Origin of the sequence: Pseudomonas sp. S3E12 (genome assembly GCF_001702295.1) — a bacterium.
GTDB lineage: Bacteria > Pseudomonadota > Gammaproteobacteria > Pseudomonadales > Pseudomonadaceae > Aquipseudomonas > Aquipseudomonas marginalis.
This window is the reverse complement of record NZ_MBDT01000032.1, coordinates 16,425-40,882: the sequence shown is the minus strand read 5'-3', so window position 1 is coordinate 40,882 and position 24,458 is coordinate 16,425. Positions and strand designations below refer to the sequence as shown.

2 protein-coding genes are annotated in these 24,458 nt (G+C 66.0%); both read right to left on the bottom strand.

The window, feature by feature from the left end; all coding sequences use genetic code 11:
• Positions 1-48: 48 nt before the first annotated feature.
• Positions 49-11,373 carry a non-ribosomal peptide synthetase gene (locus tag BB029_RS24665; RefSeq protein ID WP_065941153.1) on the bottom strand — a complete coding sequence of 3,775 codons (11,325 nt, stop codon included), beginning with the start codon at positions 11,371-11,373 and terminating at the stop codon, positions 49-51.
• Positions 11,370-24,275: a non-ribosomal peptide synthetase gene (locus tag BB029_RS24660; protein ID WP_065941152.1), complete on the bottom strand. Its 12,906-nt coding sequence runs from the start codon at positions 24,273-24,275 to the stop codon at positions 11,370-11,372. Before BB029_RS24660 ends, BB029_RS24665 begins: the two co-directional genes overlap by 4 nt.
• Positions 24,276-24,458: the final 183 nt, after the last annotated feature.

Below are 24,458 nucleotides of genomic sequence, written 5' to 3'. Positions count from 1 at the left end.
GTTGGGCTTTTTTGAGGGAGTCCATAGGCGGGAGGGGGTAGACCCTCTTCACGAAACCACCTCCCCAATCACCACGCCGTCCAACCACCAGCGCGCCAGCCTGTGAACATTCGGTACCTTGAGCAAGGTGAAGTGGTTCCCCGCCCCATACCAGACCTCCAAGGCGCTGCCCTGCTTGCGCCACCCCTCGATCATCCTCCCCTGCTCCCGCTGATTCCCCGCCGCGTCCAGCGCCGGGTCCTCGGCCAGCACCAGGCGCACTGCACCTTCATAGCGCCGCAAAGGCCGATACACCGTGCGCAACGCCGCGCCATAGGTACGCGCCGGCCCCGTCATCGCGTCCACACTGGCACGGGCCGGCAACAACCCCACGTCGACCATGCCCCCATGCAACGCCTGCCGCTGCGCGCGCTCATCGAGCCCGGCAAAGTCCACGAGATCAATGCCAAACGCCTTGCCCGCGGCCAACTGCATGGCCTCGATCAATCGCACCAACGCCGCCGTGGTGGTATAGGGACGCCCCGCGCCAGCCGGTGCCTCACTGTCGATTACTGTCAACGATGCCACTTCGCGCCCGGCCGCCTGCAAGCGCAGGGCCATTTCCAATGCGATCCAGCCACCAAAGGAATGCCCGACCAGATGCACCGGCCCACGCGGGCACTCGTGCTCCAGCGCCGTCAGGTAACAGCGCGCGGCTGCCTCGACCTGGCTGTGGGGCACCGCCTCGCCATCCAGGCCCCGATGCTGCAGGCCGAACAGCGGCCAGTCACGCCCCAGCGCTTCGCTCAAGCCGACAAACCCGGTCACGCTGTCCCCCGCACCCGGCACGCAGAACAGCGGCGCATACCCGGCGCGGCCGCTTTGAATTCGCAACAGCGGCTGGTGCGGCGCCTGGCTCACCGGCGTACTTGCCAGCAACGCCGCGCTCATGGCGCGACCCAAGCCTTGGATATGGGGCGCCTGCATCATGCTCTGGTGATCCCCAGGCACCTCAACTCGCTGCAGTTGCCCGGGGGCCAGGGCGTCGTTCCAACCCAGGGACTCGCTGCGCCGCGCCAACTCGGTCGGGCGCTCCTGGGCGCTGAACAGATGCACCGCCATCGGCAACGGAAACAGGCTGTAGTGCGCCAGCGCATGCCCATGCCCCACTTCGCGCTCGATAAAGCTCAAGAGGTCCGCGTCCGCCGCTGCCGCCATTTGCGCGTACAACAGACCTTGATCGCGACAGCGTTGCAGCAGACCCGCAAAGTCCAACTGTCCAAGCTGTGCCTCAAGTTGCTCAATCCTCGCCAGCTCATCCACACCTCCCTGCGCGTTCCAATAAGCCGTGCATTGCAACAGCAAATGCCGCTTGAGGGCATCCGGCCCGCTCCAGCGCGCCTTGCCCTGGTCGGTCATGCGCGGTACGTAACTGTCGATCAGGCCAAGGAACGCCACCGGCTCATCCTGCCCGAGCAATTGCATCGCCACTTCGTAGGCCAGCACTCCGCCAAACGACCAGCCGGCGACCCGGTAAGGCCCGTGGGGCTGGATGCCGCGAATCAGGCCGACCATGCGCGCCGCCAAGCCTTCCATGGTATTGAGGTGCGCCTCACCGAGTGCCACGCCAGGCAGGCCGTAGATCGGATAGTCACCGGGCAGGTGCTGGCCCAGCGCCGGGAAATACACGTCCATGCCACTGAACTCATGGACCAGGAACAACGGCGCCTGCGAGCCGCTGCTGCGTACCGTGATCACCGCAGTATCACGCTCCGGCGCCTGGGTGCGCTGGCGCAGCATGGCGGCCACCGAGGCGACGCTGGCGTGCTGGAACAGCTCGGCCAGGGACACCTGCAACCCCGCCTCCTCCATCAGGTTGACCAGGCGAATCGCCAACAATGAATGCCCACCCAATTCGAAGAAGCTGTCATGCCGGCCCACCCGCGCCAGCTTCAACACCTCGGCCCACAGCTGGGCCAGGGTCTGCTCCAGTGCATCGGCCGGCGCTTCGAATTCGCGGCAGCACAACGCGTCCAGGGCCGGGGCCGGCAAGGCTTTGCGGTCGACCTTGCCATTGGCCGTCAACGGCAAGCGCTCCAGCGGCACATAGGCCGACGGCAGCATGTAGTCCGGCAGCTGCCCCTGCAGATGGGCGCGTACGCTGTCGATAGCGACGGGCTCGGCCACCCAAGTGAAATAGGCCACCAGGCGCTTGTCGCCCGGGGCGTCCTCACGGGCCAGTACTACCACGTCCTGAATGCTTCCGTGGGTCGCCAGGCGCGCTTCAATTTCACCCAGCTCGATACGGAAGCCACGGACCTTGACCTGGTCGTCATTACGGCCGATGCACTCCAGCAGCCCCTCAGCGTTCCAGCGGCCGAGGTCGCCGGTGCGGTACATCAAGGCCCCCTCATTGAAGGGGTCCTGCACAAATTTTTCCGCGCTCAGGTCCGGGCGATTCAGGTACCCGGTGGCCACGCCGTCGCCGCCGATGCAGATTTCACCGGTCACGCCCAGCGGCACCTCCTGCAAGTGCGCATCCAGCACGTGCACCTGGGTGTTGGAGATGGGCCGGCCCACCGGCACGCTGTCCGCGTCATCGGCAACCGCGCGCACTTCATAGGTGGTGGCGTAGGTGGTGGTTTCCGTCGGCCCATAGCAATGCACCAGGCGCAGTGCGGGCGCCCGGGCCAACAGGCTGCGGAAGGCCGCCGGGTCGGCACGCTCGCCGCCGCACAACAGGATGCGCAGGCCGGCCAGGGCGTCAGGGATCAGTTGCACGTATTGGTTGAACAGCGCCGTGGTCACAAACAGCACCGTCACGCCTTGCAGCGCCCGGCCAAAGGCGACCGGATCGAGCAACGTGGTGTGCTCGATCACCTGCACCTGCCCGCCATTGAGCAGCGCGCCCCAGACGTCCATGGTGCTGGCGTCGAACGCCGGGTTGGAAGCGAAGGCCACGCGGTCGCCGGCCTGGAAGTCGGCATAGCCGTTATTGATCACCAGCCGCGTGATGCCGCGATGGGGCACCCGCACCCCCTTCGGCGTACCGGTGGAGCCGGAGGTGTACATGATGTACGCCACGCTGTCGCTCGATTGCGACAGCGCCGGGTTGTGGCTCGGTTGCGAGTCGAGGGCCAGGGTGTCGAGGTCCAGGCGCTGTGCGGGGTAATCGGCAGCCATTTCACTGCGGCTCAGCAGCCACGCCGCGCCGCTGTCCTGCAGCATAAAGCCCTGGCGTTCGGCCGGAGCGTTGCTGTCCAGCGGCACATAGGCGGCGGCGCACTTGAGCACCGCCAGTTGGCCCACCAACAGGTCCAGGGAGCGTGGCAGCAGGATCGCAACGTTATCGGCGGGGCGCACCCCAAGCCCCAGCAGGTGATGGGCCAGGCGGTTGGCGCGCTGGTTCAGTTCACCGTAACTCCAGGCCTGCTCGCCCTGCACCGCCGCCAGCGCGTCGGGCGTTGCCTGGGCCTGGGCTTCGAACAGACGTTGCACCGTGTGCTCGCGCGGGAATGGGCGCCGGGTCGCATTGAATTCCAGCAGCCGGCGACGTTCGGCGTCGGGCAGGATCGGCAAGCGGCCGATGGCGAGGTCACTATTGTGTTCCAACGCCTGCACCAGTTGCTCCAGTGCGATATGCAGGTACTCGCATAGACGCCGGGCACCCGGTCCCCTGGCCTTGAGGCTGAAACCGGCGCCCAGGTCATCCACGCTCATCGACAGGCCAAAGGTGCTGTGCTCGTGAGTCTTGAGCAATTGAATGCCCTGCCACGCGTCGGCCGCACCACCGGCGTGCGGCGCACTGTGGCGATAGTTGAACAACACGCTGAACAACGGCGTCGCCACCGGCACTGCGCTGCAACGCTGAGCCAGGGCCAATGGCGCGTGTTCATGGCTGAGCAGCTGGGTAAGTCGGGCGTGGGTAGCACGCAGTGCACTGCGTACCGCGCGTTCGCCCAGGTCGACCCGCAGCGGCAAGGTATTGATAAACACCCCCATGGCCCGCTCGGCCCCCTCGCCACCTTGCAGGCGACCCAGCATGACCGTACCGAACACCACCTGCTCGCGGCCGGACACCTTGCCCAGTACATGGGCCCAGGCCAGGTGCATCAGGCTTGCGGCACTGACACCCGCCTGGCGCGCCTGGGTCCGCAGGCGCTGGCTCAGTGCGGGATCCACGCTCAACTGGGCCGGCTCATCGGCGCCCAGGCCGGGGACTGCCGTGGGCTCGTCGATGTCACCGAGCATCTCGCGGAAGAACCCTTCGTGTGCATCAACACCACTGCGGGTCTGGGCCACATAGTTGCGATACGGGACCGCTGCACCTAACGAATCCTGCTCGCCCAGCAGGAAGGCCTGCATGTCGCGCTGCAGGATATCCAGGGCCAAGTGGTCCATGACCAGGTGATGGAACAGCAGCGTGGCCACCACGCGCTGGGGCTCCTCGGTGTAGACCAGGCGCATCAAAGGCGCCTGGGCCAGGTCCAGGCGCAGGGGCAACGGGCCGCTTTCGACGCGCAGCGACGCCTTGCGCCATACCACTTGCAGCGGTTCTTCCAGGCCGTCCCAGTGAAACGACGAGCGCAGAATGTCGTGGCGCTGGATCACCGCCTGCAACGCCCGGGCGAACGCATCCAGGCGCTGGCGGGAATCAAAGGCGAACTGCGCCTGCAGCACGTAGGCATCGTCGCCCTGCACCGCGCGATGGTGATAGAGCATGCCGGCCTGCAGCGGCGCCAGCGGGTAGATATCCTGCACATTCGCCGCACCACCGGGGATGCCGGCGACAATACGATCGATGTCGGCCTGATCCAGTTGAATCAGGGGCAACTGGTCCGGCGTGATCGCCGTGGCCCCCTCGGCAATGCCATTGACCGGCACCGCCACGCCACGCCCGCCACCCAGCGCTGCCGCCAGAGCACACAGGGTCGGCTGGCCGAACAGCACCTTCACATCCGCCGACAACCCGAGGCGACGCATACGCCCTATCAGGCTGACGGCCAACAGTGAGTGGCCACCCAACTCGAAGAAGTTGTCGTGACGTCCCACGCGCTCCACATTGAGCAACTCGGCCCACAGGCTGGCCAGGGTGACTTCCGTATCACCCTGGGGCGCCTCGTACTCGCGCACCCTCACCGAATCCGCACCCGGTGCAGGCAGGGCCTTGCGGTCGAGCTTGCCGTTAGGGCTCAGGGGCAACGCCTCGAGGTGGACGAAAATCGCCGGCACCATGAACTCCGGCAGGTGCTGCAGCAGATGGCCGCGCAGGGCTTCGATCTCGCTGCGTACACCGGTGTAGTACGCCACCAGGTGATCGTCGCGGGCGACCACGGCAGCTTCGTTGACGGCGGCATACTCGGTGAGGCGCGCCTGGATTTCCCCCAGTTCGATACGCAGGCCGCGAACCTTCACCTGATCATCGTTGCGACCCAGGTATTCGATAGTGCCATCGGGCAAATAACGTCCGACGTCGCCGGTGCGGTACATCCGTCCGGCGCTGAACGGGTCCTTGAGGAAACGTTCGGCGGTCAGTTCCGGGCGGTTCAGGTAACCGCGAGCTACTTGCACGCCGCCGATAAACAATTCGCCGACCACGCCCAGCGGCACCGGCTGCAACTGCCCATCCAGCAGGTACATGCGCGTATTGGCAATCGGCTTGCCGATGGGGGTGTTATCCGGTGTCACCGCGCCTGCGCAGTTCCACGCGGTCACATCCACGGCGGCTTCGGTGGGGCCGTACAGGTTATGCAGTTCGCTGCCGGGCAACTGCTGCTTGAAGCGCCGTACCAGGCTGCCGGGCAAGGCCTCGCCGCTGCATATCACCCGCGCCAGCCCGGCGGCCTGGCTCACATCGCCATGGGCCAGGAACACATCGAGCATCGAGGGCACGAAGTGCACGGTGCTGATCCGTTCAGCCTCGATCACGTCGCACAGGTACGCCGGGTCTTTATGCCCACCGGGACGCGCCATCACCAGGCACGCGCCGGTGAACAGTGGCCAGAAGAACTCCCACACCGACACGTCGAAGCTGAACGGGGTTTTCTGCAAGACGCGGTCTTGAGCGGTCAACCCGTATTCGTCCTGCATCCACAACAGGCGGTTGACCACCCCGGCGTGGTCGTTGATCACGCCCTTGGGTTGGCCGGTGGAACCGGAGGTATAGATCACATAGGCAGCCAGGCCCGCGAATTGAGGGTTGTCCATGCAATGGTGTTGCCAGCACGGCTGGTCCAGATCCACTACCGGTACCGCGCCCAGCAGATCGCGGGTCGAAGCCTGGGCCAGCACGGCAACGGGGGCGCTGTCTTCAAGCATGTAGGCCAGGCGCTCGCGTGGATACGCCGGGTCCAACGGCACATAGGCAGCGCCGGCCTTGAGGATCGCGTACAGGCCGACCACCATCGCCAGGCTGCGCTCCACACAGATTGCCACCCGCGAGTCCGGCTGCACGCCCAGCGCGTGCAGGTGATGGGCCAGTTGGTTGGCCTGTGCGTTCAGTTCGGCATAGGTCAGTTGCTGCTCGCCGGCCTTGACCGCAATCGCCTCCGGCGTACGTATCACTTGGGCTTCGAACATCCCGTGCACGGTCTGGTCAAGGTTGTAGTCCGCCCGGGTGGCGTTGAAGTCGAACAGCAAACGCTCGCGCTCGCGCGCGTCCACCAGCGGCACATGCTCCAGCACCGCCTGGTCGTTATCGACCATGGCCTGCAATAACCGTGTGAAGTAGCCGACGTAACGCTGCACGGTCGACTCATCGAACAGCGCCACCGCGTACTCCAGCGCGCCGAGGATCGTGCCCTGCACTTCCCCCAGGTTCAGCGACAGGTCGAACTTGGCGAAGTGGCTGTTCTCGACGATGCCTTCCAGGGCGAGGTCGCCCAGGGCCAGGGTCGGCGCGCTGCTGTCCTGCCAGCTCAGCAGGGTCTGGAACAACGGGCTATGGGCCAGGCTGCGCGTCGGGCGGATGATTTCCACCACTTGCTCGAAGGGCAGGTCCTGGTGGGCCTGGGCCGCCAATGTCAGCGCCTTGACCCGCGCCAGCAACGCCTCGGTGCTCAGCCCGCCCGAGGTGTCGATGCGCACCGCCAGGGTGTTGACGAACAGGCCGATCAGCCCTTCCACCTCGCTGCGCGTACGGTTGGCCACCGGTGAGCCGATCACCACATCCTGCTGCCCGGACAGCCGCGCCAGCAATGCGGCCCAGGCCGTCATCAAGGTCATGTACACCGTGCAGCCATGGCGCTGGCTCAAGGCCTTGAGCCCGGCGGTGAGACGTTCGTCCAGGCGCACCTCGACGCTGCTGCCGGCGTAGTCCTGGCGGGCCGGGCGCGGGCGGTCGGTGGGCAAGGAGAGCAACGCCGGCGCACCGGCCAGGGCCTGTTGCCAATAGTGGCTCTGGCGTTGCAGCACTTCACCGCTGAGCCATAAGCGCTGCCACACGGCAAAGTCACCGTACTGGATCGCCAGCGGCGGCAGCGGGTCGGGCTGGCCATGGCTGAACGCGCGGTACAGCGCCATCAGCTCACGGGTAAGCACGCCCATGGACCAACCGTCGGAAACGATATGGTGCAGGGTCAGCAGCAGCACATGGTGCTCGTCAGCCATCACCACCAGACGCCCGCGCAGCAGCGGGCCACGCTCCAGGTCAAAGGGTGCCGAGGCTTCGCCATGGATCAGCGCATCCAGGGCCTGTTGCGGCTGCGGGTGGCGACGCAAGTCCTGCACTTGCAGCGGCAACACGTCTTCGGCGGCGACGATCAGCACCTGGGCTTCGTCGCCGTGCTGGGCGAAACGGCTGCGCAGGGTGGCATGGCGCGCGACGATGCGCGCCAGCGCCCGTTGCAACGCTTGCACATGCAGCTGCCCACGCAGGCGCAGGCCGATGGGAATGTTGTAGGCGGTGTTGGCGCCTTCCATCAACGCCAGGAACCACAGGCGCTGCTGGGCGAACGACAGCGGCACGGGCTCATCGCGGTTGGCCGGCAGGATATCCGGCAAGGTGCTGCGACCCGCCTGGGCCAGCACCTGGGCGACAGCCGTCAGTTCGGCATTGGCAAACAGCTCGCTGAGCAACAGTTCCACGCCCAGGCGCTGGCGAATCTGCGACACCATGCGCATCGCCAGCAACGAATGCCCGCCCAATTCGAAGAAGTGGTCATGGCGCCCGACCCGTTCTACCTGCAGCACATCGGCCCAGATCTGCGCCAGCAGGCTTTCGATCTCGCCTTGAGGGGCTGCGTATTCACGGCTGAACACTGCCGTCATGTCCGGCGCCGGCAGGGCGTTGCGGTCGATCTTGCCATTGGCGGTCAAGGGCAGCGCATCCAGCTTCACGAAGGCCACCGGGACCATAGAGTCCGGCAAGTGCGCCAGCAGATGGGCGCGGATATCGCCGACGACCAGCGGGTCGAACTGCGCACTTTCCGTGTAATAGGCCACCAGCCGGTCTTCACGCACCAGCACGACGGCTTCCTGGAGGCTGGGCAACAGGTTGAGCTGGGTTTCGATTTCACCCAGTTCGATGCGCACGCCGCGGATTTTCACCTGGTCGTCGTTGCGCCCCAGGTACTCGAGGTTGCCGTCCGGCAGCCAGCGCGCCAGGTCGCCGGTGCGGTACATGCGGCCGGGATTGAAGGGATCGTGCAGGAAGCGTTCGGCGCTCAATTCAGGCCGGTTCAGATAGCCGCGTGCCACACCCTTGCCGCCCACGTACACCTCACCCGCCACACCCAATGGTACCGGACGCTGCTGTGCGTCCAGCAGGTAGACCGTGGCATTGGCGATGGGCTTGCCGATATGCAACGCCTGTCCCGCCTCGACCTTGCCGGACGTGGCGACCACCGTGGCTTCGGTAGGGCCGTAGTTGTTGATCAGCTCAAACCGCTGCGCGCGCCCGAACTGACGCAGGCGGTCGCCGCCGATCAGCAACGTGCGCAGGGTGGGATGTTCGATGTTCTGGCTGAAGGCGTACTCGGCCACCGGTGTCGGCAGGAAAGCCACATCCAGCGGCTGCGCGCACCACCAGGCCAGCAGTGCATCAATGTCTTCGGGGCCGTCGTGGGCCGGTGGCAGGTGCAGCGTCGCCCCGACACACAGCGCCGGCCACACTTCCCAGGCCATGGCATCGAAGCCGAACCCGGCAACGCTGGCGGTATGCCGCCCGGCGCAGAGGTCGAAGGCGTTGCAATGCCAGTCCACCAGGTTGGCCACGGTGTGGTGCTCCACCATCACGCCTTTGGGCAGGCCGGTGGAACCGGAGGTGTAGATCACATAGGCAAGATGGCTCGGTGTGACGGCGACCACGGGATTGCTCGCCGAATGATGGTGCCAGGTGTAGCGATCGAGGTTGATCACCGGCACGTCCAGCGGAGGCAGGCGTTCGAGCAAGGCGTGTTGGGCCAGCACCGCCACCGGGGCGCTGTCGCTGAGCAGGTAGGCCAGGCGTTCGGCCGGGTGGGAGGGGTCTACCGGTACGTAGCAGGCACCGGATTTAAGGATCGCCAGCAACCCGGCCAGGGTATCGAGGCCCCGGCGGGCGACGATGGCCACGCGGTCATCGGGCTTGACCCCCAACGCCAACAGATGATGGGCCAACAAGTTGGCTTGCTGGTTCAGCTCGGCGTAGGTCAGTGTGCGCTCGAGGTGCACGGCGGCGATGGCATCGGGCGTCAGCGCGGCCTGGGCTTCGATACGCCCATGCAGGGTGGTGCCTTGGGGAAAACTCACCGAGGTCGCGTTGAACTGCTCAAGCACCAGGCGTTGCTCCGCAACGGGGACGACCGTCACCTGGTTCAACGCGGTGGTCGGTGCCTGTTCCAGCGCAGTCACCAGGTGTTCCAGGGCGGTTTGCAGGTAGGCGCACACACGCTGCGGGTCCACCTGGGCACTGGCCAGCAGGCTCAAGCCAAAGTCCTCGCCGAGGTCATCGACACTCAAGGTCAGCGGGTAGTTGGTACGCTCCTCGGCACTCAGGGCGACGATGCCCTGCCATGCCGACACGGCCTCGGCGCTGGCGGCGGGTGCGCTGTGACGATAGTTGAGCAGCGCGCTGAACAAGGGCGTGGGGGCAATCACGGCACTGCAACGCTGGGCCAGGGCCAGCGGCGCATGCTCATGGCGCAGCAATGTGGTGAGCCGCGCATGGGTGGCCTTAACCCCGGTGCCTACATCCTGGGCGTCCACATCCACGCGCAACGGCAGGGTGTTGATGAAAATCCCCAGGGCCCGTTCCGTGTCATGACTGCCCTGCAGGCGGCCCATCAAGACCGTGCCGAAGACCACCTGTTGCTTGCCGGACAATGCGCTCAACACCTGCGCCCAGCCCAGGTGAAACAGGCTTGCCGCGCTGACGCCCAGCTGCCGTGCCTGAGTGCGCAGGCGTCGGCTCAACGGCGCCGCCAAGGGCAGGCTGAGTTCGCGGATGCCCCGTGCATCGCCCTGCACGTCCTGCAAACCGAAGGGCAAGGTTGGCTCACTGATGTCGCCCAGCATCTGGCGGAAGAACTGCTCGTGTTCCTGCTCGCTGATGCCCAACCGTGCCTGCGCCACATAGTTGCGAAACGGCACCGCCTGGCCCAGCGTCGCGCCCTGCCCCTGCAGGCACGCTTGCATTTCATGGCACACCACCTCCAGGGCACTGTGGTCCAGGGCCATATGGTGGAACAGCAAGGTGGCGACAATGCGCTGGTTGGCCGGATCATCGGCGCGCACCAGGCGCAGGAGCGGCGCCTGGGTGACGTCGAGCCGATAGTGACGGGCATCGAACAACGCATGCAGTTGTGCGCCGATGTCGCCGTCGGCAGGGTCCAGCTCAAGGGCCTGCACCGGCAGGCACGCCCGGCGCCACACCACTTGCGACGGCTGTTGCAGGCCATCCCAGACCACGCCGGTGCGCAGGATGTCATGGCGATCCATGACGGTTTGCAGGGCCTGGGCGAACGCGTCGAACCGCGCCAGGCTGTCGAACGCGAACTGCGACTGCATCACATACGGGTCGCCCTGTCCGGCGCTGGCATGGTGAAACAGAATGCCTTCCTGCAGCGGCGCGAGCGGGTAGATGTCCTGGATATTCGCCACGCCGCCGTCGACGGTGGCGACGATGCGGTCGATCTCGTCCTGGTCAAGGCATGACAACGTCAGCATGTCCGGCGTGATGCGTTCGGTGCCCGGCGCAATGCCATTGGCCGGCACCGCGACTTCACCGGCCTTGGCCGGCGCGTATTCGCCGGCCTTGATCAGCTCGATCAGCCCCGGTTTGTGCTCACGCAACGCGGCCAGGATCGCCGGGTCGCTCAAGGCCTGCTTGTTGCCTTGCACCGACAACTGCTCGCCCTTGAGCGCCAGTTGGATGTCCTTGGTTTTCAGGGTTGCCAGCAGCTCAAAGAGGCTCACAGGACGATCTCCATTCGTTCGGTCATTGCGGCGTAGCCGGCCAGCGTCGGCTGTTCGAACAGCGCCCGCACATCGGCTTCCATGCCTTCCTGGCGCAGGCGCCCGATCAAGCTCACGGCGAGCAGCGAGTGCCCGCCCAGTTCAAAGAAATTATCCAGGCGCCCTACCCGCTCCACGTTCAGCAGCTCGGCCCACAGCCGGGCCAGCAGGATCTCGGTATCACCTTCCGGCGCCTGGTACTCACGCCCCTGCAGCGCCTGCATGCCAGGCGCCGGCAGCGCCTTGCGGTCGAGCTTGCCGTTGGGGCTCAGGGGCAGCGCGTCGAGGTGCACGAACAGCGCGGGTACCATAAAGTCCGGCAGGTGCTGCAACAGGTGGGCACGCAGTTGCTCGATATCGGCAGGGGTACCGGTGTAGTACGCGACGAGCCGGTCTTCACGGGCGACCACCGCCGCTTCGTTGACCTGCGGATGCTCAAGCAGGCGCGCCTGGATTTCCCCGAGTTCGATGCGCAGGCCACGGATCTTGACCTGATCATCATTGCGGCCCAGGTACTCGATATTGCCGTCCGGCAGGTAGCGCCCCAGATCACCGGTGCGGTACAGACGACCGGGGGTGAAGGGGTCCTTGAGGAAACGTTCGGCCGTCAACTCGGGACGGTTCAGGTAACCCCGCGCCACCTGCACGCCGCCGATAAACAGCTCGCCGACCACGCCCAGCGGCACCGGTTGCAACTGCCCATCCAGCACATACAGGCGCGTGTTGGCGATGGGTTTGCCGATCGGGGTGTTGTCCGCTGCATCGGGGCGCGCGCAGTTCCAGGCGGTCACGTCCACCGCGGCTTCGGTGGGGCCGTACAGGTTGTACAGGCCGATCCCCGGCAACTGCTGCTTGAAGCGGCGCACCAGGCTGCCCGGCAGGGCTTCGCCGCTGCACATCACCTGTTGCAACCCCGCCGCATGGCTGACATCGCCGTGGGCCAGGAACACATCGAGCATCGACGGCACGAAGTGCAGCGTGGTGATCCGCTCAGCTTCGATCACTGCGCACAGGTAGGCCGGGTCTTTATGCCCGCCGGGACGCGCCATCACCAGGCGGGCGCCGGTGAACAACGGCCAGAAGAACTCCCACACCGACACGTCGAAGCTGAACGGGGTTTTCTGCAGCACTGCGTCATGGGCCTTGAGGCCGTAGGCGTCCTGCATCCACAGCAATCGGTTGACCACCCCGGCGTGCTCGTTGATCACGCCTTTGGGCTGACCGGTGGAGCCGGAGGTGTAGATCACATAGGCCTGGTTACCGGCGGTGAGGCCCGGCACCTCGGGGTTGCTCGCACTCTGGTGCTGCCAGGTGGGCTGGTCGAGGTCGATCACCGGCACCTCGCCGAGCACACCACGAGTCGCACGTTGCGCCAGCACCACCACCGGCGCGCTGTCGTCCAGCATGTAGGCGATACGCTCCAGCGGGTACGTCGGGTCGAGCGGCACATAACCGCCACCGGCCTTGAGGATGGCGAACAGGCCAATGAGCATGTCCAGGCCGCGCTCCAGGCAAATCCCCACCCGCGACTCCGGCTGGACACCCCATTCACGCAGATGATGGGCCAGGCGGTTGGCGCGTTCGTTGAGTTGCCGGTAGGTGAGCTGTTGCTCGTGCGCTTTCACGGCAACGGCATCCGGCGTGCGCATGACCTGGGCCTCGAACAGCCCGTGCAGGGTCTGGTCGAGGGGGTAATTCACCTCGGTGGCGTTGAATTCAACCAGCAGTTTTTGCAGCTCCTCGGCCCCCAGGATCGGCAGCCGATGGAGCGCCTGGTGCGGCGCCTGCTCCAGGGCCTCGACCAGCCCGGCCAAGGCCACTTGCATATAACCGCAGATCCGTTGCGCATCGACGTGGGCCAATGCCGTCACGTCGTAGCCATCGCCCAAGTCGTCCACATTCAAGGTCAGCGGGTAGTTGGTGCGCCCGTCGTTGACCAGGGTCTGCATGCCCTCCCAGGCGTGTTGCGCGTCCTGGGAACGGGTGGCGGCGCCGCGATGGCGATAGTTGAGCATCGAACTGAACAACGGCGTCGGTGCCGCCACACCGCTGCAACGCTGAGCCAGGGCCAGGGAGGCATGCTCGTGGCCGAGCAACGCGCTGAGCCGTGCGTGGGTGGTGCGCACGGCTGCACGCACACCTTGGGCGTCGATATCCAGGCGCAGGGGCAAGGTGTTGATAAAGACGCCGAGGGCACGGTCGGCGCCCTCTCCGCCTTGCAGGCGCCCCACCAGCACCGTGCCGAAGACCACGCTGTGCCGCCCGGAGGTGGCCGCCAGGACCTGGCCCCAGGCCAGGTGGAACAGGCTCGCCGTACTCACACCGAGCAAACGGGCCTGGGCCCGCAGGCGGCGGTTAAGGTCGCTGTCCAATTGCAGGCTGTGCGCTTCGATAGCGCTGCCGTCGCCGCGGACATCCTGCAGGCCGAAGGGCAAGGTGGGTTCATCGACATCGCCAAGCATGTCGCGGAAGAACGCCTCGTGTTCCTGCTCGCTGACACCCAGACGCGCCTGGGCCACGTAGTTGCGGTACGGCATCGGCGCGGCGGTGGGCGCCGGGTGGCCGAGCAGGTAGCCCTGCATTTCCCGCAGCACCACGTCGAAGGCGGTGTGGTCGAGGGCGATATGGTGATAGAGCAACACCGCCACCACGCGCTGGTTGGCCGGGTCTTCGGCATAGGCCAGGCGGATCAGGGGCGCCTGGCTGATGTCCAGGCGGTAGCGCCGGGCATCGAAGCGTTCATGCAGGCCGGCCAGTACATCGCCTTGCAGGTGCAAGTGTTCAAGTGGCAATCGGGCCTTGCGCCACACCACTTGCAGCGGTTGCACCAGGCCCTCCCAGACCACCCCGGTGCGCAGGATATCGTGGCGATCGATCACCTGCTGCAGCGCCTGGGCGAAGGCGTGCAGACGCTCGATACGGTCAAACGCCAGGTGCGACTGCAGCAGGTAGGGGTCGCCCTGACCGGCCGTGAGGTGGTGGTACAGAATGCCTTCCTGCAAGGGTGCCAGGGGGTAGATGTCCTGCACATTCGCGGCGCCGCCGGGCACGCAACTGACAATCTGGTCCAGGCTCGATTGATCGAGTGTCACCAGGGACAGCAGGTCCGGGGTGATGCGCTGGCAATCAGCCGGGATGCGGTTGGCCGGCACCTGGACTTCGCGACCACTGCCCACCGCCGCGGCCAGGGCGGCCAGGGTCGGCTGGCTGAACAGCACGCGCACGTCGGCGCTCAGGCCAACCTGGCGCATGCGCTCGATCAGGCTGACCGCCAGCAACGAATGGCCGCCCAGTTCAAAGAAGTGATCGTGGCGCCCCACCTGCTCGACCTGCAAGACCTCGGCCCAGAGCCGGGCCAAGGTGGTTTCCACAGCGCCTAGCGGAGCTTCATAGTCACGGCTCAGCACGGCGGCCTGGTCCGGTGCCGGCAGCGCCTGTCGGTCGAGCTTGCCGTTGGCGGTCAGGGGCAGTACGTCGAGCCGCACGTAGGCCACCGGCACCAAGGCCTGCGGCAAGTGCGCCTGCAGTTGCTCACGCAGGCTTTCGATGGACAGCGGGTGGTGTTCGGTGAACCAGGCCACCATGCGCCCCTCGCGCACCAGCACCACCGCTTCGCCAACCCCTGGCAACGCCGCCAGGCAGCTTTCGATTTCGCCCAGCTCGACGCGCACACCACGGATTTTCACCTGCTCGTCGTTGCGTCCCAGGTACTCAAGATTGCCGTCGGGCAACCAGCGCACCTGATCGCCGGTGCGGTACATGCGACCGGCGTTGAACGGGTCCTGCAGGAAGCGTTCGGCCGTCATCTGCGCACGGTTCAGATACCCGCGAGCCACGCCGCTGCCGCCCACATACAGTTCACCGGCGACACCCACCGGCACCGGCCGCAAGTGCTCATCCAGCACGTAGACGCAGGCATTGGCGATGGGCCGGCCGATATGCAGCGCCTGCCCGGCACGCACGCGGCCGGAGGTGGCGACCACCGTGGCCTCGGTAGGCCCGTAGTTGTTGATCACGGCAAAGCGCCGCTCCTGGCTGAACTGGCGCAAGCGGTCGCCGCCGATCAGCAGCAGGCGCAAGGTGGGGTGGTGCAGGTCCTGGCTGAACGCATATTCGGCCACCGGCGTGGGCAGGAAGCTGACGTCCAGGGGCTGCGCCAGCCACCAGGCAAGCAGGTCATCAATCTGTTCATTGCCCAGCTCGGAAGGCGGCAGGTGCAGGGTTGCGCCCACGCACAATGCCGGCCACACCTCCCAGGCCATTGCGTCAAAACCAAAACCGGCAACGCTGCTGGTGTGACTGATGGCGCTCAGGCCAAAGGCTTCGCAGTGCCAATGCACCAGGTTTTCCACGCTGCGGTGCTCCACCATCACGCCCTTGGGTTGGCCGGTGGAGCCGGAGGTGTAGATCACGTAGGCCAGGTGCGCCGGGGTCAGGTCGGCGATTTGCGGATTGCTCACGTCGGGGTGGTGGCGCTCATGCAGGTCGATGCTGGCGACATTACCCAGCAGCTCGCGGGTGCTCGCTTCCGCCAGCACCGCCACAGGAGCGCTATCCTGCAACAAGTAAGCAATGCGTGCAGCGGGATAGGCCGGGTCAATCGGCACATAACCTGCGCCCGCCTTGAGAATACCCAGCAATCCCACCAGCATCTGCGGCCCACGCCGGCAGCACAGGGCGACGCGGTCATCCGGTTGCACCCCCTGCGCCAGCAGGTGATGGGCCAACTGGTTGGCGCGCTGGTTGAGCTGGCGATAGGTCAGGGATGTGCCGTCCTGCACCACGGCAATGGCATGGGGCTGGCGCTCGGCCTGGATTTCAAAGGCGCCATGCACGGTGTGCCCGGTGGGGAAATCCGCCACCGTGGCATTGAACTCGCGCAGCAGGGTTTCGCGTTCGCTGGCCGGAAGGATATCCAGCTGATCCAGCGCGGTGTGCGGGGTATTTTCCAGGGTGTCGACCAGTTGCTCGATGGCATTGGCCATGTAAGCGCACACGCGCCCCGCGCCGATGCGCGGCAGCGCCAACACGCTCAGGCCGAAGCCCTCACCCAGGTCGTCGACACTGAGGGTCAACGGGTAGTTGCTGCGCTCTTCACCGCCCAACAGCTGCACACCTTCCCAAATACCATGGCCGTCGCGGGCCATTTCGCCGGGGTGGCTGTGACGGTAGTTGAGCAAGGCGCTGAACAGCGGCGTGGAAGCCGCCACGCCACTGCAGCGCTGGGCCAGGGCCAGGGAGGCGTGTTCGTGACCGAGCAAGGCGCTCAAGCGCCCATGGGTGGCCTTGAGCGCGGCCACCGCGTCGGCGGCCACGTCCACCTTCAGCGGCAAGGTGTTGATGAACATCCCCAAGGCACGGTCGGCGCCGTCGCCCGCCTGCATGCGGCCCATCAGGACGGTGCCGAATACCACCTCGTCACGCCCACAGACACGCCCCAGCACCAGCGCCCACGCCAGGTGCATCAGGCTCGCCGCACTGACGCCGCGCAATCGCGCCTGTTCCCGCAGCCGCTTGGCCAACGCGGCGTCCACGGCCTGCTCGGCCTCTTCGATAGCGCGCCCGTCACCCTGCACATCCTGCACGCCGAACGGCAAGGTGGGCTCATCGACCTCGGCGAGCATCGCGCGGAAGAACTGCTCGTGTTCGTCCACACTCACGCCAAGACGCGCCTGGGCCACATAGTTACGGAACGGTGCGGCCAGCGGCAAGTCCTGTGCCTGGTTGAACAGGAACGCGTCCATCTCCCGACCCACCACCGCCATCGCCGTGTGATCCAGCGCCAGGTGGTGGAACAGCAGGATCGCCGCCACCCGCCGGTTGGCCGGGTCCGGGGCGTAGACCATACGCAGCAACGGCGCCTGGGTAATGTCCAGGCGATAGTGGCGCGCATCGAAACGCCCATGCAGTTGTTCGAGGATATCGCCGTGCGCCGGGTCCAGGTCAATCGCCTGAACCACCAGCGGCGCCTCACGCCAGACCACCTGGACCGGGCTGTCGAGGCCTTCCCAGACCACGCTGGTGCGCAGGATGTCGTGACGGGCCGCCACCTGTTGCAGCGCGCCCATGAACCGTTGCAACCGCTCAAGGCTGTCGAAGGCCATGCGCGATTGCAGCAGGTACGGATCGCCCTGCTCGGCGCTGATATGGTGGTACAGAATGCCTTCCTGCAGCGGCGCCAGCGGGTAGATATCCTGCACATTCGCCGCACCGCCAGGGACGCTGGCGACGACCCGGTCAATGGCCGCTTGATCAAGGCTCACCAGGGTCAGCATCGACGGCACTATCCGGGTACAGCCCGCAGGAATGCCATTGGCCGGCACCGCAATCTCACGGCCGCTGCCGACTGCCGCCGCGAGTGCCGCCAGGCTCGGCTGATTGAACAGCACACGCACATCGGTGCTCAGACCGGCCTGGCGCATGCGCTCGATCAGGCTGACCGCCAGCAGCGAGTGCCCGCCCAGCTCAAAGAAATGGTCATGACGGCCGACGCGATCAAGCTTGAGCACATCCTGCCAGATCTGCGCCAGCAGGGTTTCCACCTCGCCTTCCGGCGCCTCATACCCACGGCTGAGCAGCGCGCCTGCATCCGGTACCGGCAGGCCCTTGCGGTCCAGTTTGCCATTGGCCGTGAGGGGCAACAGTGCCAGCCAGACATAGGCCGACGGCACCATGTAGTCCGGCAGCCGGCCCTGCAGATGGGCGCGCAGCGCTTCGATCGGCAGCGGCGCGTCAGCGGTGTAGTAAGCCACCAGGCGCTTGTCACCAGGCTCGTCTTCACGCACCAGCACCACGGCGTGGGTCACACCGGCAAAGGCCGCCAGGCAGGCTTCGATTTCGCCCGGCTCGATGCGGAAACCGCGAATCTTCACTTGCAGGTCGTTGCGTCCCCGGTACAGCAAGGTGCCGTCGGCCTGCCAGCACGCCAAGTCACCGGTGCGGTACAACAGGCCCTCGCCGAACGGGTTGGGGACAAACTTCTGCGCCGTCAGTTGCGGCTGGTTCAGGTACCCCGTGGCTACGCCCGCGCCGCCGATATACAACTCGCCGACCACGCCCAACGGCAGCAACTGGCGGTGCGCATCCAGCACATAGGCCTGGGCATTGGCAATCGGCCGGCCAATCGGAATACCGCCCTCGCCCACCTGGGTAATTTCATGGGTGGTGGCAAAGGTGGTGGCTTCGGTCGGCCCGTAGCCGTTGAGCAGGTGCCGGGGCTTGCCGTGCTTGAGCACGCGGTCGATCACCAGCGGGTCGAGCACATCGCCGCCGACGATCAGGTAACGCAACTGCGCCAATACCGGCATCAGTGCATCGGCGTATTGGTGGAACAGCCCGGCGGTCATCCACAACACACTGATGGCCTGCTCCTGCAGCAACGACGCCAGCGCCGCCTGGGACAACAACACCGCCTGTTCGACCACCACCACACAGCCGCCGTTGAGCAACGGTGCCCACACCTCAAGGGTACTGGCATCGAACGCGGGGTTGGAGGCAAAGGCCACGCGGTCGCGCGGGTTGAACTCGGCATAGCCGTTGTTGAGCACCAGGCGCGAGATGGCGCGGTGGGGCACTTGCACGCCTTTCGGTGCGCCTGTGGAGCCGGAGGTGTACAGGATGTACGCCACGCTTTCCGATGACTGCAACACTTGCGGGTTGTGCGGCGACTGCGCCTCCAGATTCAGGTCGGCCAAGGTATTGAGCACCCGCTGCGCACCACTGTCCTGCACGATAAGCGCCTGGCGCTCGAGCGGCGCATTGATGTCCAACGGCACATACACGGCGCCGCACTTGAGGATCGCCAGTTGGCAGATCAGCAAGTCGAGGCTGCGCGGCAACGCAATCGCCACGCTTTCCCCTGGCTGCACGCCCTGGCTGATCAGGTGATGGGCCAGGCGGTTGGCACGGCGGTTAAGGTCGCGGTAGCTCAGGGACAACGGCCCCTGCACTGCCGCCACCGCTTCGGGGCGCGCCAGGACCTGGGCTTCGAACAGTTGCGGCACGGTGAGCTGCGACGGGTAGTCCCGGGCGGTGGCATTGAAGTCCACCAGCAGTTGGTTACGTTCGGCCGGCGGCACGATCGACACGGCCAGCATCGGCGTGGTGGGCGCCTGTTGCAGCGCGGTCACCAGGTGACGCAAGGCGGTGAGCATATAGTCGCCGACACGCCGCGCGTCCAGGCTGGCCACGCCTTGCACCGTGAGGGCGAAGCCGCTGCCGAGGTCATCGACGTTAAGCACCAGCGGGTAATTGCTGCGCTCTTCGGAACTGAGGATCCGGATGCCTGAAGCGGCAAACGGACTGTCTCCCGGCGCGTCCGCCGGCGCGCTGTGACGGTAGTTGAGCAGCGTGCTGAACAACGGCAACGAACCCGGTACGCCACTGCACCGCTGGGCCAGGGACAGCGGCGCGTGCTCATGCACGAGCAAGTCTGCCAGGCGCGCGTGGGTGGCGCGCACCGCGGCCTGCACGCCGACGGTGCCGACGCTGACCCGCAGCGGCAAGGTGTTGATAAACATTCCCAGGGCGCGGTCGGCACCTTCGCCACCCTGCATGCGCCCAAGCAGCACGGTGCCGAACACCACCTCCTGCTGCCCGGAGACTTGCCCCAGCACGTGCGCCCAGGCCAGGTGCACCAGGCTCGCCGTGCTCACGCCCAATTGCCGCGCCTGCTCGCGCAGGCCCAGGCTCAATGCCGGCTCCAGCGGCAAGTGCGCTTCGACAATGCCGCTGCCGTCGCCATTCACGTCCTGCAAGCCGAAGGCCAGGGTCGGCGCGTCGATATCGCCCAACATTTCGCTGAAGAACGCTTCGTGCCGGGCCTGGCTGACCCCAAGCCGCGCCTGGGCCACATAGTTGCGGTACTGCACCGCATCCGGTAGTTGCGCGCTGCACCCGGCCAGGCTGGCACTCATTTCCTGCACCAGCACTTGCAGGGCGGTGTGGTCGAGCAGGATATGGTGCAGCAGCAGAATGCCGACGAAACGCCCCTGGTCCTCGGCGTAGGCCAGGCGCATCAGTGAAGCGCGGGACAGGTCGAGGCGATAGTGGCGTGGGTCAAAGCGCTGTTGCAGGTGCGCCAGGGCATCGACGCCCGGGGCTTCAATGCGCTCCACGGCCAGCGGCGCCTGGCGGCAGACCACCTGTGCCGGCACGTCCAGGCCTTCCCAGAGGATCGCGGTGCGCAGGATGTCATTGCGCTCGATCACGCTCTGCAGCGCAAGGATAAAGGCGTCTACCGCAGCCTGATCGTCAAAGCCCAACTGCACCTGCAACACATAGGGGTCACCGTCGGTGGTCGCCAGGTGGTGATAGAGAATGCCTGCCTGCAAGGGCGCCAGGGCGTAGATGTCCTGCACATTGCCGATACCGCCGGGCACGTTGTGGAGGATGTGATCGATGGCGGCCTGGTCGAGATCGATCAGCGGCAACATGTCCGGGGTGATGACCTGGCTGTGGGCATGGATCGGGTTGGCCGGCACCTGCACTTCCGCTTGCCCGCCCACCGCCGCCGCGAGTGCTGCCAGGGTGGGTTGGCCAAACAACACGCGCACGTCGGCGCTGAGGTTCACCTGGCGCATGCGTTCGATCAGCTTGACCGCCAGCAGGGAATGGCCACCCAGTTCGAAGAAATGGTCATCGCGGCCAATGCGATCGAGCTTGAGCAGGTCTTGCCAGATGCCGGCGATGGCGGTTTCCACGTGGCCCCGGGGGGCCTGGTAGCTGCGCCGGGCCACGGCATCGGCGTCGGGTGCAGGCAAGGCCTTGCGGTCGAGCTTGCCGTTGGTGGTCAGCGGGAAACGCTCCAGCAGCACGAAGGCACTGGGCACCATGTGTTCGGCCAGGCTCAGCAGCAGGTGATCACGCAGCGCCGCGACGCGGGTGTCGCCCTCGGCAATCACGTAGGCCACCAGGCGTTTGTCCCCCGGTTGATCTTCACGGGCGATCACCACCGCGTCGCGCACCCCTTGGGCGCTGGCCAGGCGCGCCTGGATTTCGCCCAGTTCGATCCGGAAGCCGCGGATCTTCACCTGGTCGTCATTGCGCCCCAGGTACTCCACGCTGCCGTCGGCCAACCGGCGTCCAAGGTCGCCAGTCCTGTACATCCGCAGTCCGGTGGCCGGATCGCTGAGGAAGCGCTCGGCGGTCAACCCATCCCGGTTGAGGTACCCCCGCGCCACACCGGCACCGCCGACGTACAACTCGCCGACCACGCCAACCGGCAGCGGCTCGTGGTGGGCGTCCAGCACATACAGTTGCAGGTCGGGAATAGGCCCGCCAATCGGGCTGACGCCGACCAACTGCGCGTCCGCCGCTTCCAGGGCGCGGTACGTCACGTGCACGGTGGTTTCGGTGATGCCGTACATGTTCACCAACTGCGTACCGGCGTTGATCGCCCGTGCGTACCACGGCTTGAGCATCCCCGGCTCCAGGGCCTCGCCGCCGAAAATCACCTGGCGCAGGGAATGGGCCTGGGGGCTGTCGCCCTGGGCCGCGAGCAGTTGGCGGAAGGCGCTGGGGGTCTGGTTGAGGATGCTGACGCCCGCTTCGCAGAGCAGCGTGTAGCACTCGTCCGGCGAACGGCTGAGCAGTTGCGGCACGATCAGTAACTGGCCGCCGTGCAGCAGCGCACCCCAGATTTCCCACACCGAAAAATCGAACGCGAAGGAATGAAACAACGCCCACACGTCGTTGCGGTTGAAGCCGAACCAGTGCTCGGTAGCGCTGAACAGCCGCGCCACCTGGCGATGCTCGACCATCACGCCCTTGGGCTGGCCGGTTGAGCCGGAGGTGTAAATCACATAGGCCAGGTTGTGCGAGTCAAGCATCACATGCGGATTGACGATGGACTCGCCGCGCAGGCCGTTGAGGTCGATCGGCGCCAGCTCGCCCACCAGGTGACGGGTGTTGGCTTGCACCAGCACGGCCAGGGGTTGGCTGTCGCGAAGGGTGTAAGCAATGCGTTCCAGCGGGTAGGCCGGGTCGATGGGGACATAGCCGGCGCCAGCCTTGAGGATGCCCAGCAGGCCGATGATCATCTCCGGGCCACGTTCGACGCAGATGGCCACGCGGTCGTCGGGGCGGATGCCTTGGGCCAGCAGACGATGGGCGACCTGGTTGGCGCGCTCGTTGAGCTGGCGATAGCTCAGACGCTGCTGGTCGAACCGCAGGGCAATGGCCTCCGGCTGGGCGGCGGCTTGGAGTTCGACCTGCTGGTGGATCAAGGCGCTGTCGGCGTAGGTGCGAGGGCTAGGGTTGAGGCTGTGCAGCAGGTGGTGGCGCTCTTCATCGGGCAGGATCGCCAGGCGGTCGAGGGGCGTGTCCGGATGGTGTTCCAGGGCCTGGGCCAGGCTCTCCAGCGCCGTGTGCAGGTAGCTGGCGACACGCTGCGCGCCGATGTTCCCATCGACCATCACCGTCAGCGCAAAGTCTTCGCCCAGGTCATCCACATTGACCGTCAGCGGGTAATTGGTACGTTCTTCGGCACCCAGTACCTGGATGCCCTCAGCGACCTCAATCACCGCGGCCATGTCGCCCGCGGCGCTGTGCCGGTAGTTGAGCATCGCACTGAACAGCGGCGTCGGCGCGGCCACACCACTGCAACGCTGGGCCAGTGCCAGGGAGGCATGTTCATGCTCGAGCAACGCGGTGAGCCGCGCATGGGTTGCCTGCACCCCGGCGCGCACGCCCTGTGCGCCCACATCCACCCGCAACGGCAAGGTGTTGATGAACATGCCCAAGGCCCGCTCACCGCCCTCACCCGCCCCCATGCGCCCGAGCATCACCGTACCGAACACCACCGCATCGCGACCGGAAACCACGCCCAGGACACGGGCCATGGCCAGATGCAGCAGGCTGGCCACGCTTACCCCCAGCGGCCGCGCCAGGCTGCGCAGGCGGCGACTCAGATCGCTGTCGACGGAAATACGCGCCTCGTCGATGCCCAGCCCATCGCCCTGTACGTCCTGCAAACCGAACGGCAAGGTCGGCTCGTCGATGTCCGCCAGCATCTCGCGGAAAAACGCCTCATGGGCCTGCTCGCTGACCCCGTGGCGCACCTGGGCGATATAACGGCGAAACGCTACGGGCTCAGGGGCCTGGTCTTGCTGGCCGGCCAAGTACAGCTGGATTTCATGGCGTACCACATCCAGGGCGGTGTGATCGAGGATGGTGTGGTGGAACAACAGCATGGCAACCACACGCTGGTTGGCCGGGTCATCGGCAAATACCAGGCGCAGCAGCGGTGCCTGGCCCAGGTCCATGCGGTAAGTGCGCGCGTCGTAGCGCGTCAACAGGCGGTCGAGGGCATCGCCACCGCTGAAGTGCGCCTCTTCACAGGCCAGGGTTGCCTTGCGCCACACCACTTGCAGTGGTTCATCGAGGCGTTCCCAGGCCATGGAGGTGCGCAGGATGTCGTGGCGATCGATCACCCATTGCAAGGCTTCGACAAAGGCCGCCAAACGTGCACGGCTGTCGAACACAAACTGCGCGTGCAACACATAGGGATCGCCCTGCGCTGCCGAAAGATGGTGATAGAGCATGCCTTCCTGCAACGGCGCCAGCGGGTAGATATCCTGCACATTCGCCGCCCCACCGGGGATCGCCGCGACGATACGGTCAATCGCCAGCTGGTCGAGATTGACCAGCGGCACCATGTCCGGCGTGATGCGATAGGCCGGGCTCAACCAGTCCCCGCCATGCTCGGTCACCAGCGTAAGCAAGCGAGGTTTGTGGGCGATCAGTTGATCCCACAACGCATCGTCCAATGCCTCATCGTCACCCAGGACAATCAGGTCGTCTTCTTCCCTTTGCAGACGGATCGCGTGGGTGGAAATCGCTGCCAATAATTCGCTGAACTGCATGGGAGTAACCTGCCTGATAAGTCACGGTGGAGAAGAAAGTCCGTTTTCAGCTGCCGTTTGGAATCGGGTGTGCTGGAGCGCCCGGTGAAAAAAATGCAGGCGCAGCCGCAGGCCTGGAGGGGCTTCCGGCAGGGTTGGAAAATTAAGGGATTTGGGCGCTGGGGGGTGACATGGGAAGCGGGG